We start from the raw sequence: 16647 nt of genomic DNA on the forward strand, positions 1-16647 counted from the left end.
GCAATCTGATGAAAGCCCCCTGCTACCCAACGTGACACAGTGTGCGTCTGAAGACCAAAAAGAGAAAGTTGTATGAACGCACTATTGTACTGCCTGGTGGTAGTGATTTGGGGAACGACATGGATTGCCATTTATCTGCAGCAAGGGCCGGTTTCAGCGCCGGTTTCTATCTTTTGGCGCTTTGCCGTTGCCAGCTCGGTAATGATAATAATCCTGTTGGTTAGCGGTAAATTACGCAAACTATCAGGTCGTGACCATCTGTTTTGTCTGTTACAAGGCGGATGCGTTTTTTGCTTTAACTTTTGGTGTTTTTATACGGCTGCGGCGTGGATTAACACGGGCCTTGAATCGGTGATTTTCTCGATGGCCGTCCTGTTCAATGCGGTCAATAGCTTTCTGTTTTTCGGCCAAAAACCACCGATGCGCTTTTATATTGCCGCCGGTCTCGGTCTGACCGGCATTGTCACCCTGTTCTGGCAGGACTTGCTCAACAGTGGGTTCAACCATTCACTTCTGCTGGGCATCGGCTTAAGCGCTCTGGGAACCTTTGGTTTTTCATTGGGCAACATGATAAGTCTGCGCCACCAGAAAAAAGGGCTGGAAGTATTGACCACCAATAGCTGGGCCATGTTGTACGGCACGTTGCTGATCGCCGCTATTGCGCTGGTGCGTGGCGATGACTTCACTCCGCAGTGGACTTTCAGCTATCTTAGCGCACTGCTGTACCTGGCTATTTTTGGTTCGGTGATTGCCTTTGGCGCCTATTTCACACTGGTCGGTCGTATTGGTCCCAGTAAGGCCGCATACAGTACGCTGCTTTTTCCTCTGGTCGCACTGACGCTGTCAACATTGTATGAAGGGTATATCTGGCAGGTAAATGCGATTGTGGGATTAGTATTGATTTTGCTGGGGAATCTGGTGATGTTTGCCCGACCAGAAGCGCTGATGGGTAAACTCGTATATCGTCGCCGGGCGGCATAAAAAAACGCACCATCCTTAGGTGGTGCGTTCATCATTATTATTGTGTTTTTTTGTTCACGTCAAACATGGAAGCATCAGTCGCCATGTCATCAACAACTTTCTTCAACGTTTCGAACGCCATCGGCGTGCTTTCGTTGTTCAGATCTTTACCTTCACCCTTACGTACAACCTTAACAACCGGTTTATTGGTCGCCGCATCAATCAACTCACCCTCGAAGTAGAGGTTGGTATCCATGGTACGGTGACCCGTTGCCATTTGCGTTCCCGCAACCAGCAGCGCAACCGGGATCACTTCGTAGAACTGCAGCCCTTCTTTACTGGTCGCTACACCGGTAATTGCCCCGCGGAAAATCAGGCTACGTGGCCCAGGGGTAGTCACCAGGGGTTTACGTTTACTGATTGCGGATTTCAACTGTGTATTGGTGTAGGTCAGTAGTTGATCAAGAACCTTCTGCCCTACCTGCGTAGTAGGTTTAGGAACCGGATAATACGTTACCGGGTTATATACAATGTTGTCATATTTGGATTCGTTGTAGTTCGGGTCAACCCAACGGAGTACCGTTTGTCCGGTTGCCGATTTTGTTTCCTTCAGATCAGAGTAATTTTTTAAAAACCCAGAATATTTATCCGGTTCGGTTACTTTTGACGCACAGCCGGATAATGCCAACAAGCCAGTAAGCACTGCAACTTTAAATAAAGTATGAGTACGCATGAAACGATCCCTTTAGTTTTCGCAATGATGCCTAAAAAGAATAGCAAAACAGATTCATTTTGGATGCACTAAAAATGGTAAGGACCGCACAATTTTATCTTTGCGCTCAACATAAAAAATGCTGAACGCAGAGAGAGTTAACCCAGACAGGAGGTTCAGGCAGTTTTGCGTGCCAGCATAGTGGCAAAGCGCAGTTTAATGCGATTACCGTTTTCATCCGTACGATGAAGTTCACCCACGTCTTCGTTGTATTTCAGCAGATCCCACCCGCTGTAATAGTTGCGTAATTCACCCGCTTTAAACGCAAACGGAAAACCAACGGTGCACGGGAAATCATCAGTGTCCATTGCCGCAACGATTAAATTATATCCGCCTGGCTTCGTGCAGCGCTGCATATTCTCAATCAGTCCTGGGATAGTTTTCGCCTCAAGGAACATCAGCACAACGGTAGAAAGAATAAAATCATATTCGCCATCAAAGCGTAAGGCGTTAAGATCTGCGACCTGCGCATGCAGGTTGGTCAGTCCTTCCGCCGCTTTAATACGCTCAAGGTTCGCTATGCTCATGGGGTTTTTATCCCATGCGGTAACGTCATAGCCGTTTGCCGCAAGGTACAGACTGTTACGACCATTACCGCAGCCCAGATCTAATGTTTTACCTGGCGCGACCACTTTTGCCGCTTCAACAACATCGGAATGCGTACGGGTTAAATCGTATTTCTCAGTAAAGTAGTTTTCGTCGCAATGAGTCATCATTTATCCTCAGATTTCAGTAATGCAGCACGTTCTGTGCGGATAAGCAGCTTTCCCTGCATCAGCAAAGCAAGCGTACGTATCAGTAATAATGCAATGATAAAATTGGTAAAAATAAACAGTGGGATAGACAGCGTATGAAAAAATCCTGATTCGCTGCCGTGTCCGAGATGCAGGCCCGTCGTCGCCAGGGCCGACACGCCAAACGAGAAGCTCCAGAACGAGGCATTAAATGGTTGAGACAGATACCATGGCATGAGACGTAGCATAAACAGAAGCTGCAGCAGACCATAGCCGAACAGCATTTTGGCTAACGTATCGCCCTCTCCGCCGTTGACGCTAAGCCAGGCGCTACAGGCGACCAGCGCGGGCGCCAGTTGAATGCCAAGCGAAGTCCGTAAGACCGATGGCAGCTCCCCGCAGCTACGTAAACGTTGCAGGATCACCGGTTCCAGGCTGAGCCAGGAAAAAACCCCGGCCCCCAAAAACACCAATCCGGCATCATTGAAACCAAGTGCACCACAGGCCATTGCGCTGATAAAGTTATTGGCGACGGTCGGCAGATACAGACCCGGCGTGGTGGCCTCCTCTGGATGCGCTCCACGCCATAATCCTGCCGTTTGCCAGGCCGCGTACGCCAGTTGTATCACCACGCCAATGCCGAATAACCCGATCGCCAGCGGTCGATACCAGGGAACAAAACCAGTTGCTACCAGCATGGTTGTGGCCGGAAACAGACTGACAAAGCTACTCATCACCGGGTGACGAATTTCAGCCAGTACGCTGTGCGGGAAATGCAACAAGCGATACATAAAAGCCAGCGTCAGCAGCCCCCAAATGACCATCGCCAGGATCACTAACCCATCGCCAATCCAGTGGCTCACCGGCCATATCTGGCTGGCATAACGCCAGGCGAATCCCATCCCGATTGTCCCCAGTACCATGCCAAAATAACCGGCCGGAAGATTGAGAATCCGTTCACTCTGTTTGCTCTTACTCATTTTGTTTATTTTTTAAAGTATATTTGAAATGCATTTTATGGAATTTCAGTTGGTTTAGCCAGTGCGGAAAACTTTGCTACGTTTAACTAAGGTGCGCAACATGGAAATGAGCCATGACCAAATATCGACTCAGCGATGAGCTTCGCTCCTTTAGTTACCAGGATAATGGCAATAAAAAAAGCGTATTACTACGCCAAATCATTGCTCTCATTGATTTTAATGATGTTACCGCCGGTACGCCTGGCGGCTGGATTGATGATGAAAGCGTCTTGTCGCAAAGCGGTGATTGCTGGATTTACGATGAGAATGCGCTCGCATTTTCCGGCGCATCGATAACCGGAAACGCCCGGGTTACTCAGGCAAGCGTAGTCAGAGATGGCGCGCAAATAGGCGATACCGTGTGGATTGACCGGGCAGAAATCAGCCATTACGCACAAATACGTGACAACGTCACCATACAGGATTCGGTTATTCGCGGCGAGTGCCTTCTCTGGGGTAATGCACGCGTTGTATGTGGATCCGAAATCATTGCCGCCAGGGGACTCACTGTTGAAAACGACCAGTTGCTGCAGATTTATGATCGGGCGACCGTCAGCCACTCACGCGTAGTGCATCAGGCGCAGATCTATGGCGATGCGAATATCAACTATGCCTTTATTGAGCATCGGGCGGAAGTTTTTGATTTCGCCCAGGTGGAAGGTAATGAAGAGAATAATGTCTGGATTTGCGATTGCGCCAAAGTCTACGGACATGCGCGCGTCATCGCCGGAACCGATGAAGATGCGATTCCTACCCTGCGCTACAGCTCACAGGTGGCAGAACACGCGGTAGTCGAGGGTAACTGCGTGCTGAAGCACCATGTGTTGGTCGGGGGACATGCTACATTACGCGGCGGACCAATCCAGCTAGACGATCATATCCTGGTTGAAGGTCACGCCTGCGTTCTTGGAGAAGTGTTAGTCGAGAATCACATTGAGATAAATGGCCAGGCGCACATTGAAGCGTTTGATGGCGATGCTATTCATCTGCGCGGGCCGAAAGTGATCAACGGCGAACAACGCATTACGCGTACACCTATCGCAGGCTTATTCTGAGGGAACATCAATGATGCGGGCATAGAGATTCACATCATGGTAATCGCCATTGAGGAACTCCGCTTGACGTAAACATCCTTCCAGTTGGAAGCCATTGCGCAATGCCACCTGGTTGCTCTCAACGTTCGCTACGCGGCATTTGATCACAAAGCGGCGAATTTCCTGGCGCTGCGCATAATGATGAATCAATGCCTGTAGCGCCAGGGACATAATGCCCTTACCCTGGTGAGCTTCATCCAGCCAGTAACCAATATAAGCCGCTTTGTTCTGTGGCTCTATCTGGTTAAACGCGATGACACCTACCACATTCTGTTGTGCAAAAATCAGGAACATTTTGGCGTAGCCGCGCTGGTGCAACATCATATTTCCCTGCACGTTTTTGCGCGTGTCGTCCTCGGATTCGACAAACTGCGGCCAGTTCAGCGACTGCTGGAGCCAGGTTTTATTCTTGAGCACCAATTGATGCAGAGGGGTGACGTGTTGTTCTTCTACGGCACGCAGTTCCAGCGTGTCACTAATGGTTATCACTTCTGGCATTTTCTTTCCGTTACGCTCGTTAAACAGCTAATTCTGCTCATCATAAAACAGGAAGGGCTTCCCTGTTGGAAGCCCTTTTACACAGCAAGCGCTGTTTTACTTAGCTCTCACCGACACTCTCTTTTTGCAAAATTTTGAGCAGATCTTCCTTCAGGTGGAGTTTCTGTTTCTTAAGGCGAACAATGTCCAAACTATACCCCCGACCATCCGAACCTTCCAGTCTGGAGATCTCATGATCAAGGCTGTTGTGTTTTTCGAATAAGGACAGAAAGCGAGGGTTCTCGGTTTTCAGTCGGGAAATAAGGTCTCTGTATTCTGGAAACATACTTTCTCCCTGTTAGTGGACAAGAACGTGTATAAGAAATACACAGCCCCAGAGTACCCATTTGCCATACAGAAAAATGCGAACAGGATCGAGTTAATAGCGTACAGAATATTTTCAGAAAGATTGCAGATACGGCTCCCCCTCAGGAGAGCCGTAAAAGGAGTGATTAACGCATCTCACGGTCGTCAACGTACTGACGTTTATCCGGCGCTGGCGGGAAGTACTGATACAGCCAGGTTTCGCTGATGGCGTCGCCCTGGCAACGCAGGAACATACGCATATCTACCGGGTCGGTTGAGTCAGACGTCGGATACCAGTCAAACTGGATACGGTAGCCGTCGATAGGCTCCACGTAGAGGATCTCAATCTGTTTCGCTTCACCGCTGGAGAGTGTAATCACCGGTTCAATGCCTTTCGGCGCAGCGGCTTTCAGATCGCCACCGACGAAGTCCACGGCAAAACGGCGCGCCCATTTCTCCGGGTAGTGCTCGCCCGGCGCCCATCCTTCCGGGAAGCCGCCCATGCCAGTACGGGTCGCCATCACGCGAGCTAACGGCGAACGTACCGGCGGCTGCGCGCTCCAGTACAGACGATATTTAAATTCCAGCTCATCGCCGGCTTTAATCGACTTCTCCGGCTGCCAGAAGCAGACAACATTATCCAGCGTTTCGCCAGTCGTCGGGATCTCCATCAGGCCGATGGTCCCCTTGCCCCACTGGTTACGCGGCTCGACCCACAGGCTAGGACGCTTGTTATACCAGCCCATGATGTCCTGGTAATGAGAGAAGTCGCGATCGAGCTGCAGTAAACCAAACCCTTTCGGGTTGTTATCGGTATAGGCATTGAACTGCAGTTTTTGCGGGTTATTCAGCGGACGGCAGATCCACTCGCCGTTGCCCCGCCACATCGCCAGACGATCGGAGTCATGAATTTGCGGGTGAATGGTGTCGCACATCCGGCGTTCATTGTTGCCACAACTAAACATGCTGGTCATCGGCGCAATGCCGAGCTGTTTAATGTCTTTACGCGCGTAGATATGGTTTTGTACATCCATGATCACCTGCGTTTTCTCGCAGTGGATCACGAACTTAAAAGCGCCTGTTACGCTTGGGCTATCGAGTAGCGCATACACGGTAAAGGAGGTCGCCCCTGGTTTAACCGTTTCGAACCAGAAAGCGGTGAAATCAGGAAACTCTTCTTTGCTGTCGGTATAGGTATCTACCGCCAGACCACGCGCCGATAAACCGTACTGGTAGGTGTCATCCACTGCGCGGAAGTAGCTGGCGCCGAGGAAAGAAACCACATCACGACGGGCCAGTTCTGGCGCTTTAAACACGCGGAAACCCGCGAAACCGAGGTCAGTTTGTCCTTCCAGTTGTTTGGTATCCACACCCGCGTCGTTGTATTTAAACAGCTCCGGACGGAAGTGGATTTCACGCGCCATATGCGTACTGTCATCGACCGAGAACATGCGAACCCGGCGGCGGAATCCCATTCCCACATGGAAGAACTGCGCATCAAGCTGACGATTTTCAACATTGTTCCACAGAGACTGCTCTGCGTCATATTGAATGCTGTTGTAGGCCTGCGGCGTCAATTTCGCCAGCGTGTCTGGTAACGCACGCGGCGCGCCGCCCCAGGGTTTCTGTGCTAAGTCGTGGGCCATCGATTGCAGAACGGAAAAATCAAAACGTACGGTTTTTCCGTCTGCAATGTCAGACTCTGCCGCAAAGGCGGCGCGGGAAAAGAGTGATGCAATACCACTGGTTCCGCACACGGCGGCCATTGCCATTGAACCTTTAATAAATCGTCTGCGATTCATGCCTGAAAGTGAGTCCTTCTGGTCGTGTAAATGGTCCCGCGCCGGTCAAAATCTGCGGCAAGAGAGTGCACATTTCTGACCGCTCACTCTAGACAAAATTCATTAATAATCCAATTGTTGGTCGCCGATTATCTGTACAAAATCGAAAATATTTTATGTCGATGGGAACAGACCGAATCCCGTGTAAATTCCGTTAAAGTAAACCACACCGCCGTTTACTTCTCTCCTCCGCCTCCTGATACAGCATAAACTCGTCATATACCGTGCAACCCAGTGCCTGTTCAAACGCGTCGCGGCTGGAATTCCCGTGGCTGCGAGCCTGAGTTTCATTACCCAGATTTGACTGGAAAATCCCCGCAGCGCTCACCGGTAAGAAATCTTCGTAGGTGATAGGTTGCGCAACCAGCCAGCCCCGCTCAATAAGCGGTTGCGGGTCGTCATCCGGGCGAATAGCCTGGCGATGCGCTTCGCCTGATGGCGTCAGTCGATAACGAAACCAGGCAAGACCCTGCTGGCGCAGCAGAAACTCACTGTCCGGGAACGCCTTGAAAACCTCCTGAAGATGTAACTGATGCGTCAGATTATCTTTTCCCGTTCCCGCTTTATTCAGCAGTTCGTCATACAAGGCTCTGCCTTTCGGCGTGAGCGCTACGCCGCGCTGTTCAATCTCACCAAAACGCGCCGTGTGAGTACCGCGCATTTCACCGGCAAACAGCACCGGTTCTTCCAGTGCTTTGAAACTGGTCTGACGTAATAAAATCGGCACCTCGCGGCGCGGCGGCCCTTCAATCAATATTTTCGGCTCTATGCCGCATTCCGGCATCATGGACTGTACCCGGTCAATATCCAGCGTGCGCGGCGTCAGATGGTTGATGTGACAACCAGGGAAACACACCACATCGGCAATCAGCCGGTGTTCGCTGTGTAATGCGTGATAGGTCGCTTCATCTACCGTGGCGTGCTGATGCCAGCGGAAAGTTTCCAGTGCTTCATGGACAAACTCCTGCGCCTGCTCAGGCGTAAAACTGCCCTGCGCATCAAACTCATCCAGCAGTTCATGACAACGGCGAGTGAAAATGTCGCGTTTTGCAAGGATCTCCGAAGCCTTTTGCCGCAGCGCTACGTTCTCGATTAATTCGAGCCGTAATAACGATGTGAATACCCGAAACGGGTTGCGCGAAAGCGATGCATCGTCGATGGGCCGAAAAGCCGTGGAATGTACAGGGACGCCGGCCTGAGAGAGGTCATAATAACTCACCGGATACATGCCCATAATGGCAAACATCCGGCGCAGCGTAAAAAGTTCCTGCGCAGTACCCACCCGGATGGCTCCGTGGCGCTCAACGTTTAGCCGGGCCAGTTCATCCGCATTAGCCAGTTTTTCATGCAGCGTCGGATTATTTTCCAGTACCGCCAGATTCACATCAGCGACAAGTTCCAGCAACGTGCCATACTGCGGGACTTCCTGCTGGTACATTGCTGACATTGCCTGCGAAAATTGTTCCCGAATCTCATCTGCCGTGATGGTGTTCGCCATAATGTCATGCCTCCAGTGAATATTACCTGGAGTGTAGAGAACGCTGCAAAGTCCGGTGGGAAGAATTTACAAAGTGTGACCCCGCGTAAATTTCCCACCCTATACAGACGGCGAACAGAACCTACTGGCGTGGTTTTAAATGACTTTCCAGCCAGGGGAGCATCTGTTTTTTACGGCTGAGCATACCTTCCACTTTGCAGGGCTGCGGGATGTCAGAAAGCTCAGAACCGGCAAACCACAGACTGGTGTCGCCCAGATTAATATCGGTGAGCATGAGCACAACCAGCGCGGCATTTTTTTCCTGCGCATAGCGCGCCATTTCCTGGCGTAATTCCTCCAGCACTGTATCAATCTGTTGCAGTGCATACAGTTCAAGTTGCGCCACACAGACCTGATGCCCATGGATAGTGAAGGTTTTAATGTCTTTCTGCAGGAGTTCGCGGGCACTCATTCCTTCCACGCTCGTTTTGGCAGACAGCAGGTCACGGCTGAAGGCATCAAGGTCTACACCAGCCTTTTGAGTCAGCGCATCGACCGCCAGGCGATCGTCGGCGGTGGTCGTGGGTGAACGAAGCGTGACAGTGTCACTCAACACGGCACCCAGCAGCAAAACGGCCTCCGCAGGAGATAACTGGCTACGCTCATCTTCCGACATCAGTTGCCATAACAGCGTTGCGCTACTGCCGACAGGCTTCACCCACACTTCTGGCGGCAGACGGGTGACTAATCCCCCGAGTCGGTGATGATCGATAATCCCCACGACGTTACTGTCTGCCAGCGATTGCGGTCCCTGGGCAGGTTCGGTGAAATCAACCAACCAGACGTCACGATCGGTCAACTCAAACGTCAGCCGTTCAGGCAGTGCCAGCCCCGCTTGCGCAAAGATAAACTGCGTTTCGCGGTTAGCTTCACCCAGACGCCATGCCGTGGCCTGCTGACCGCGTAAGGTAAGCCAACGCGCCGTCATTGCGGCAGTGCAAATGGCATCGCTATCGGGATTAAGGTGTCCTACTACATGTATCATTAATCAGTGCCTTGTAAAGAGAAAGGGTGCAAAAGCAAACAATATTCAAAGTATAACGACTGGGTACATTCCCTTCCATGATCCCACCACCCTGCCTGACTGTACAAAACACAAGCAAAATAAATAAGTTGTAAGTAAAACATGATAAATGTTAATAATATTTTGCTATCAAGTTATCAAAAACGAACAACTTCACTTGTCACCGACACGGCACTGTTTTTAACATCGCTTATGGAAAAAAATGTTCTGTTCAATCAGCGCATTCGCTTGCGCCACCTGCATACTTTTGTCGCCGTTGCACAACAGGGAACGCTGGGGCGCGCGGCTGAAACCCTTAATCTGAGCCAACCGGCCCTCTCCAAAACACTAAATGAACTGGAGCAGTTGACCGGTACCCGGCTCTTTGAACGCGGTCGCCTTGGCGCGCAGTTAACATTGCCCGGCGAGCAGTTTCTTACCCACGCGGTGAGAGTACTGGACGCGCTCAATACTGCCGGACAGGCGTTAAACCAGCGCGAAGAGTCGCAGACTGACGTCGTACGGATTGGGGCTTTACCCACCGCTGCGTTGGGTATTCTTCCGGCGGTAATCGGTCCGTTCCATAAGCAGCAAATGGAAACGACGCTGCAAGTTGCCACCATGAGTAATCCCATGATTCTGGCCGGTTTAAAATCGGGAGAAATCGATCTTGGTATCGGTCGGATGGCCGATCCGGAATTAATGGTCGGTCTGAATTACGAGCTGTTGTTCCTTGAGTCGCTCAAACTGGTTGTGCGACCTAACCACCCGTTGTTGCAGGAAACCATCACGCTGAGTCGGGTGATGGAATGGCCCGTTGTGGTGTCACCAAAAGGAACGGCTCCTCGTCAGCACGCGGAGACGCTGCTGCAAAGCCAGGGTTGCAAAATGCCGCCAGGCTGCATCGAAACGCTGTCAGCATCGCTTTCCCGCCAGTTGACGGTTGACTACGACTATGTATGGTTTGTGCCGTCAGGCGCGGTCCGGGAAGATTTACGTCAGGCGACGTTGGTATCATTGCCGATTCCCACCCACGGGGCGGGTGAACCTATTGGCATTCTTACCCGTGTAGACGTGCAGCTTTCCTCTGCTGCACAAATCCTCATTGGCGCGATACGCAAAACCATACCGTTTTGATACCAAAAATTAAGGGACCATCTGGTCCCTTATAGCGTGTTAAAACGTTTCCCAGTTATCACCACTGGCCGTTGCTGCCTGCGGACTTGAATGGCTCGACGTTTTGGTACCAGGAGCGCGCTTTATCGCACTTGCGCCCTGCAAGCGGAATGTGCCGACGGCTTCAGTTAAACGTGCGGCCTGTTCTTCCAGCGATGCCGCTGCGGCCGACGCTTCTTCAACCAGAGAGGCGTTTTGCTGCGTCACCTTATCCATCTCCGAAATCGCCTGGCTCACCTGCACAATGCCCCGGCTCTGCTCATCAGAGGCCGCCGCAATTTCCAACATGATGTCGGTCACGCGTTTTACCGCATCGACAATATCCGTCATGGTATTACCCGCCGCGACCACTTCATCGGATCCCTGGTCAATGAGTCGTACCGATTCGCTAATCAAACCCTCAATCTCTTTTGCCGCCTGAGCGCTTCGGCTCGCCAGCGTGCGCACCTCGCTGGCGACCACGGCAAACCCTCGTCCCTGCTCTCCCGCCCGCGCCGCTTCTACCGCCGCGTTCAACGCCAGGATATTCGTCTGGAAAGCAATGCTGTTTATAACGGCTGTGATTTCAGAGATTTTCTTCGAACTACCTGAGATATTGCCCATGGTTTTCACCACGCCAGAAACCATCTGACCGCCACGACTCGCCTTGCCGGAAGCATCTTCTGCCAGCTTGCTCGCATGGTGCGCGTTGTCAGCGTTTTGCTTCACCGTAGCCGTTAGCTCTTCCATACTGGCCGCCGTTTCTTCAATCGCCGCGGCCTGTTGCTCCGTACGTGAGGACAAATCGGTATTCCCTGCAGAAATCTCACTGGTACCGCGATAAATTTCCTCTGCCCCCTGGCGCACCGTACCCACGGTTTTCACCAGCGAATGCTGCATAGTTTGCAGATGACGGCTCAGGCGACCAATTTCACTGCGCCCGGTCGGCTCCTCCGGCATAGTCAGGTCGCCTGCCGAAATTTGCTCGATGCGCAGGGCTGCACGTAACAGAGGATGAATAACGGTGCGGCGCAGAACGATAAACGTCATCACGGTGAGCACCAGCGCGAGAGCAAATGCGCCGAGCATAAACGCCATACCAAGTTGCGTACGTCGGTGCGCCTGCTCGCTGAGGTTATTCGCCCTGGCAGTGCGAATTTCAATGGCTTTCAGCAGCACCTTGTTGTAGGCAGAATCCAGCGGTCTGGCCTGTTCATTTTCGTGGTTGATAATCGCTTCAAACATGCCGTTTTTAGCGTATTTCAGCATTGGCTGTAAACCGTCGGTATAGGCTTTGAAGCTGGCGCTTAATTCGGCGTCTAATGCTTCATCAGCAGACGTTTTCACCGTACGCGACATATAAGCATTGAAGCCGTCCTGCGATTGCTTAATCCGTTTTTCTGCCTCGGCGATATTGGCCTTCATGTCATCCATTTCGGCAATGCGGCTCGCCGCGCCGGCATGGATCATGTTGATACGTGCGGTGCGTAAGTGGTTAGAGCTGTTAGATAACCCCATCCTGACCTGAATCTCGTCGGTCACATCGCGCTGATCGCGATCGGCCTGCATAAGAAAATAGCTTGCCAGCCCTGAACTAAAGGCGAACAACAGAAGGATGCCACCGAGAATGGAGGAAAACAGCGGAACCAGTCGGATTTGATGCAAAAAACCCAGTTTATGCTGGGCCTGCATCGATGTTGTGTTGTCCATGACCGTCGACTCTCTTGTAGGGTTTATGCGTGAAAACACGCCCGTTAGATAGTCATCGGCAATCCGTGAAGTTTACTTACCGCAAAAAGCGCCGGATTCGTCACACTTTCACAACATAATTCTAAAAAATTCAGGAAAGTGCCAGCGGAGAAATCCGCTGGCCAATGAATCAGTTATCGCCAAAATGGATAACGGTACGAATGGACTTGCCCTGATGCATTAAATCGAATGCTTCGTTAATTTGCTCCAGCGGTAAGCGATGAGTGATAAACGGATCCAACTGAATTTTCCCGCTCATCGCTTCTTCAACCATTCCCGGGAGTTGAGTGCGCCCTTTTACGCCGCCGAACGCCGAACCGCGCCAGACTCGTCCGGTAACCAACTGGAACGGACGCGTTTTGATTTCTTGTCCGGCACCTGCCACGCCGATGATGATGCTCTCGCCCCACCCTTTATGGCAGCATTCCAGCGCCGCACGCATTACGTTAACGTTGCCGATACATTCAAAGCTGAAGTCCACACCACCATCGGTAAGCTCAACAATCACCTCCTGAATCGGTTTATCGTAATCATTCGGGTTGATGAAATCCGTCGCGCCCATTTCACCCGCCAGTTTGAATTTCTCCGGATTGGTATCAACGGCCAGAATACGTCCGGCTTTCGCCTGCACCGCGCCCTGAATCACCGCCAGGCCGATGCCACCAAGACCAAATACGGCCACGGTGTCGCCTTCTTTCACTTTCGCAGTGTTATGTACTGCTCCGATCCCGGTAGTGACGCCACAGCCCAGCAGACACACTTTGTCCAGCGGAGCCTGCGGGTTAACCTTCGCCAGAGAGATCTCCGCGCAAACGGTATATTCACTGAAGGTACTGGTACCCATATAGTGATAAATCGGCTCACCGTTATATGAGAAGCGAGTCGTGCCATCCGGCATCAGGCCCTTGCCCTGGGTGGCGCGTACAGCCTGACACAGGTTGGTTTTCCCCGATTTACAGAACTTACACTCACCGCATTCAGCCGTGTACAGAGGGATGACATGGTCGCCCGCTTTCAGGCTGGTGACGCCTTCGCCCACTTCAACCACAATACCGCCGCCTTCATGGCCAAGCACCGCCGGGAATACCCCTTCCGGATCGTCGCCTGAGAGCGTAAAAGCGTCAGTATGACACACCCCAGTGTGGGTAATTTTAACCAGAACTTCACCTTTCTTTGGCGGTGCGACGTCGATTTCGACAATTTTTAGCGGTTGGCCGGGGCCAAATGCAACTGCTGCACGTGATTTCATTTGTCTCTTCCCATTATTGCGAGGTGATGGTGTTATTTTAGATAAGCGCGAAGAAGATGGCCGATTTCAGCCATACGTACGGCTCGCTGGTCTGGCGTTGTCTCGCCGCTGACCAGTTCGTCTTTCAGGTGGATCTCAACCATTTCGCCCATCAGGCCATTGGATGCGCCGCGTACAGCGGCAATTTGTTGCAGGATCGCAAGGCACGGTTCGCCGGACTCCAGCGCGCGCTCAAGCGCGTCAACCTGACCGCGAATACGACGAACACGGGTGAGGATACGTTTTTTATCTTCAGGTGAATGTGGCATACGCCCTCCAGATACTATAGGGGGGTATACTATCAGATTTGTTATTTAGCTGTAAAATAAATGATTTGTTTTACATTAGCATGGGTTAGAACGGGCATAGGTGATTTCTGCCAAAGCTGGCGGTAAAAAAGGCCGCCTAAGCGACCTTTACTTTTTATTCATATTATTTATTTACAAGAGGCGATCAATTAAAGTGATGCTCGCTTTCCCGTCTAACGGCTTATAAATCACGATTTTCACTACATGATATATTGGGGTTGGCAAAACGAGTGTTTGTCGGGCGATAAACATGTAGTTGTGGCCAGCCACCAACTGCTCTCCACAATAGAGTAATGGGAAATAGCCTGCGCCAGGCCATTCCCCCCCGATGGAATATTGAGCAGTTGTTCATGAGTCTGATAGAAATACAGGATAATGATAACAAGCGCCAACATTCACCTGACATGCAGCAAGTCAGAAAAGCGTGTCGTATAACGCGGCGAAAGCATATCTCGCTTCATCGCCCACGGTTGCTGGATACCTTGTCCGGCAAAATAGAGCGTTCCTTTACCTTTTTCAGCATTAAGCGTATCCAGTACGCCCATCAATTTATCGCTGTTACGCCGGGGGGCGTTGCCATCAAACAGATTCAGTTGTGCCACGCCAGAACTAAAAAAATCGCCCAACATCACACCCGCTTTTTGATAATGTTGCCCCTCTCGCCAGATAGCGTCCAGGCTGCGCGTTGCCGCACTCATAATTTCCCGTGTGTCCTGGGTCGGGATCAGCAGTTTTACCGACGCGCTGTTAGCGTAATAAGGGTCCTTTAGGGCAAATGGACTGGTTTTGATAAACACAGAGATAAATCGACAGAACTGATGCTCACCGCGCAGCTTTTCCGCCGCACGTGAGGCATAGGTGCAAATTGCTTCACGCATCGCGTTATAGTCCGTGAGTTTTTCACCAAACGATCGTGAGCAGACGATTTCCTGTTTAACCGGCGCAAACTCTTCCAACGCCAGGCACGACTCACCGCGCAATTCCCGTACGGTTCTTTCAAGAACAACGTTGAAGTGTTTGCGAATAAAACGAATGTCGGTATCAGCCAGGTCACGGACGGTTTTAATCCCCATCGCGTCCAGTTTTTTACTGATACGGCGGCCCACGCCCCACACTTCACCAACAGGGAGTGCGGCCATCAGCTTACGCTGGTGCTCAATATTTGATAAATCCACCACTCCGCCGGTTTGTTGCTGCCATCTTTTGGCGGCGTAATTCGCGAGTTTTGCCAGCGTTTTGGTCTGGGCGATGCCAACGCCAACCTGAAGTCGTGTTTTCTGTAGAATTGTGGCCCTTATTTCGAGACCAAAATCCGTCAGATCCCTACAGTTTCTTACTCCCGTCAAATCACAGAAGGCCTCATCAATACTGTACCTTTCCACATGTGGAGAGAGGTCTTCCAGGATAGACATGACCCGGCCGCTCATATCCGCATACAGTTCATAGTTGGAACTAAAACACACCACGCCGTAGCGCCGGAACAGATCTTTCTGTTTGAAGTACGGAGCACCCATTGTCACGCCAAGCGCCCGAGCCTTCGCGCTACAGGCGATAACACAACCGTCGTTATTGGAAAGAACCACAACCGGTTTGCCTTTCAGATCGGGCCTGAATGCCATCTCACAACTGGCGTAAAACGAATTAACATCCACTAGGGCAAACATAATTAGCCAGCCGCCTTAACGATAAACGTCACCACGCCAAAGATATCCAGCGAATCCTCGCTGCTGATTATGATGGGCGCGTAGGCTCTGTTCTCTGGCCTGAGCATCACAATTGGATGCAATTGCAGACGTTTAACGGTGAATTCACCCTCAATGGCGGCAATCACGATGTCTCCATGAGCCGGGTTTCTGGCGCTGTCGACAATCAGCAAATCACCCTCACCGATCCCCGCCCCGACCATAGAATCACCCGATGATTTAACAAAATAGGTTGCGCTGGGATGCTGTACCAGCAGGTCATTGAGATCGATACCTTTCTCAACGTAGTCCTGCGCTGGAGAAGGAAAACCACAGGGCACAAGGTCGCTGAACAGGGGAAAATGTTTCGTTTGTCGACGTTTTGCAGGCTGGAAAAACAACATAATAATCGGCCTCTCATTTAACTGTATTTATATACAGTAGTTTTAATGAGGACGGCGATCAAGTGACGAAAGTAGCGAACTGGGTGTTGTTTAACCATCTCGTCGGTAAGCTTTTATCACGTCTGGAAAAATAATTTCTGTTTTATTCGGCAGAGGAAGACGTTCATTTAGCCGGAACGATAAAGACGAAAGGTATCTCGATTTGAAAGGGGTAAAAAAGCCCCACACTTGCGCAATACTGTTCACTTAAGCGGAGCA

Annotated in this window: 16 protein-coding genes; 3 read left to right on the forward strand and 13 right to left on the reverse strand. The window is 51.2% G+C overall.

The annotated features are described in order from the left end of the window. Nucleotides 1–72 precede the first annotated feature (72 nt). Nucleotides 73–981: a DMT family transporter gene (locus FDX04_RS23635; protein ID WP_042308260.1), complete on the forward strand. Its 909-nt coding sequence runs from the start codon at nt 73–75 to the stop codon at nt 979–981. A gap of 37 nt (nt 982–1018) precedes the next feature. Here FDX04_RS23635 and FDX04_RS23640 read toward each other — a convergent pair whose 3' ends face one another. From FDX04_RS23640 to tehA, 3 genes are all read right to left on the reverse strand, one after another. Then, nucleotides 1019–1693, reverse strand: coding sequence for a DUF3313 domain-containing protein (locus FDX04_RS23640; RefSeq protein ID WP_038640757.1), 675 nt, complete (start codon nt 1691–1693; stop codon nt 1019–1021). Between the two features lie 155 nt (nt 1694–1848). Next, the gene (tehB, locus tag FDX04_RS23645; protein ID WP_042308258.1) at nt 1849–2445 is read right to left on the reverse strand and encodes a tellurite resistance methyltransferase TehB; all 597 of its coding nucleotides are present in this window, start codon (nt 2443–2445) and stop codon (nt 1849–1851) included. Next, nucleotides 2445–3446 carry a dicarboxylate transporter/tellurite-resistance protein TehA gene (gene tehA, locus FDX04_RS23650; protein WP_137371574.1) on the reverse strand — a complete coding sequence of 334 codons (1002 nt, stop codon included), beginning with the start codon at nt 3444–3446 and terminating at the stop codon, nt 2445–2447. The genes tehB and tehA overlap by 1 nt, the downstream gene beginning before the upstream one ends. A 113-nt stretch (nt 3447–3559) precedes the next feature. On the opposite strand from tehA, the gene ydcK reads away from it, so the two are divergent. Further along, a complete protein-coding gene (gene ydcK / locus FDX04_RS23655) occupies nt 3560–4540 on the forward strand; it encodes a YdcK family protein (protein ID WP_137371575.1) in 981 nt (326 codons plus the stop codon). On the opposite strand, the gene rimL is transcribed toward ydcK, so the two are convergent. From rimL to FDX04_RS23680, 5 genes are all read right to left on the reverse strand, one after another. Continuing rightward, nucleotides 4532–5077, reverse strand: a complete 546-nt coding sequence (gene rimL / locus FDX04_RS23660) for a 50S ribosomal protein L7/L12-serine acetyltransferase (RefSeq protein ID WP_137371576.1) — start codon at nt 5075–5077, stop codon at nt 4532–4534. The two genes, ydcK and rimL, sit on opposite strands and share 9 nt — an antisense overlap. 100 nt (nt 5078–5177) lie before the next feature. Further along, nucleotides 5178–5402 carry a YdcH family protein gene (locus FDX04_RS23665; RefSeq protein WP_006684453.1) on the reverse strand — a complete coding sequence of 75 codons (225 nt, stop codon included), beginning with the start codon at nt 5400–5402 and terminating at the stop codon, nt 5178–5180. Nucleotides 5403–5568: 166 nt separating this feature from the next. After that, on the reverse strand, nt 5569–7224 hold the full coding sequence (locus tag FDX04_RS23670; protein WP_032939714.1) for a glucan biosynthesis protein D: 1656 nt from the start codon (nt 7222–7224) through the stop codon (nt 5569–5571). Between the two features lie 193 nt (nt 7225–7417). Beyond that, on the reverse strand, nt 7418–8761 hold the full coding sequence (locus FDX04_RS23675; RefSeq protein WP_137371577.1) for a VOC family protein: 1344 nt from the start codon (nt 8759–8761) through the stop codon (nt 7418–7420). Between the two features lie 121 nt (nt 8762–8882). Continuing rightward, complete coding sequence (locus FDX04_RS23680) at nt 8883–9785, reverse strand: manganese-dependent inorganic pyrophosphatase (RefSeq protein ID WP_137371578.1); 903 nt, start codon at nt 9783–9785, stop codon at nt 8883–8885. A gap of 231 nt (nt 9786–10016) precedes the next feature. On the opposite strand from FDX04_RS23680, the gene FDX04_RS23685 reads away from it, so the two are divergent. Next, nucleotides 10017–10940, forward strand: coding sequence for a LysR substrate-binding domain-containing protein (locus tag FDX04_RS23685; RefSeq protein WP_038640774.1), 924 nt, complete (start codon nt 10017–10019; stop codon nt 10938–10940). 39 nt (nt 10941–10979) lie between these two features. Here FDX04_RS23685 and FDX04_RS23690 read toward each other — a convergent pair whose 3' ends face one another. The 5 genes from FDX04_RS23690 to FDX04_RS23710 all read right to left on the reverse strand — a co-directional run bounded on the left by FDX04_RS23690 (nt 10980) and on the right by FDX04_RS23710 (nt 16389). Then, complete coding sequence (locus FDX04_RS23690) at nt 10980–12668, reverse strand: methyl-accepting chemotaxis protein (RefSeq protein ID WP_137371579.1); 1689 nt, start codon at nt 12666–12668, stop codon at nt 10980–10982. 169 nt (nt 12669–12837) lie between these two features. Then, nucleotides 12838–13956 (reverse strand): S-(hydroxymethyl)glutathione dehydrogenase/class III alcohol dehydrogenase, encoded by a 1119-nt coding sequence (locus tag FDX04_RS23695; RefSeq protein WP_137371580.1) that lies wholly within the window; start codon nt 13954–13956, stop codon nt 12838–12840. A 32-nt stretch (nt 13957–13988) separates the two neighbouring features. Then, nucleotides 13989–14264: a metal/formaldehyde-sensitive transcriptional repressor gene (locus tag FDX04_RS23700; protein ID WP_003833178.1), complete on the reverse strand. Its 276-nt coding sequence runs from the start codon at nt 14262–14264 to the stop codon at nt 13989–13991. A 434-nt stretch (nt 14265–14698) separates the two neighbouring features. Further along, nucleotides 14699–15967: a Y-family DNA polymerase gene (locus FDX04_RS23705; RefSeq protein WP_137371581.1), complete on the reverse strand. Its 1269-nt coding sequence runs from the start codon at nt 15965–15967 to the stop codon at nt 14699–14701. A gap of 2 nt (nt 15968–15969) precedes the next feature. Continuing rightward, on the reverse strand, nt 15970–16389 hold the full coding sequence (locus FDX04_RS23710; RefSeq protein WP_042308234.1) for a translesion error-prone DNA polymerase V autoproteolytic subunit: 420 nt from the start codon (nt 16387–16389) through the stop codon (nt 15970–15972). Between the last annotated feature and the right edge of the window lie 258 nt (nt 16390–16647).

The sequence above is a fragment of the Citrobacter sp. wls615 genome, assembly GCF_005281355.1.
GTDB classification, from domain to species: domain Bacteria; phylum Pseudomonadota; class Gammaproteobacteria; order Enterobacterales; family Enterobacteriaceae; genus Citrobacter; species Citrobacter werkmanii.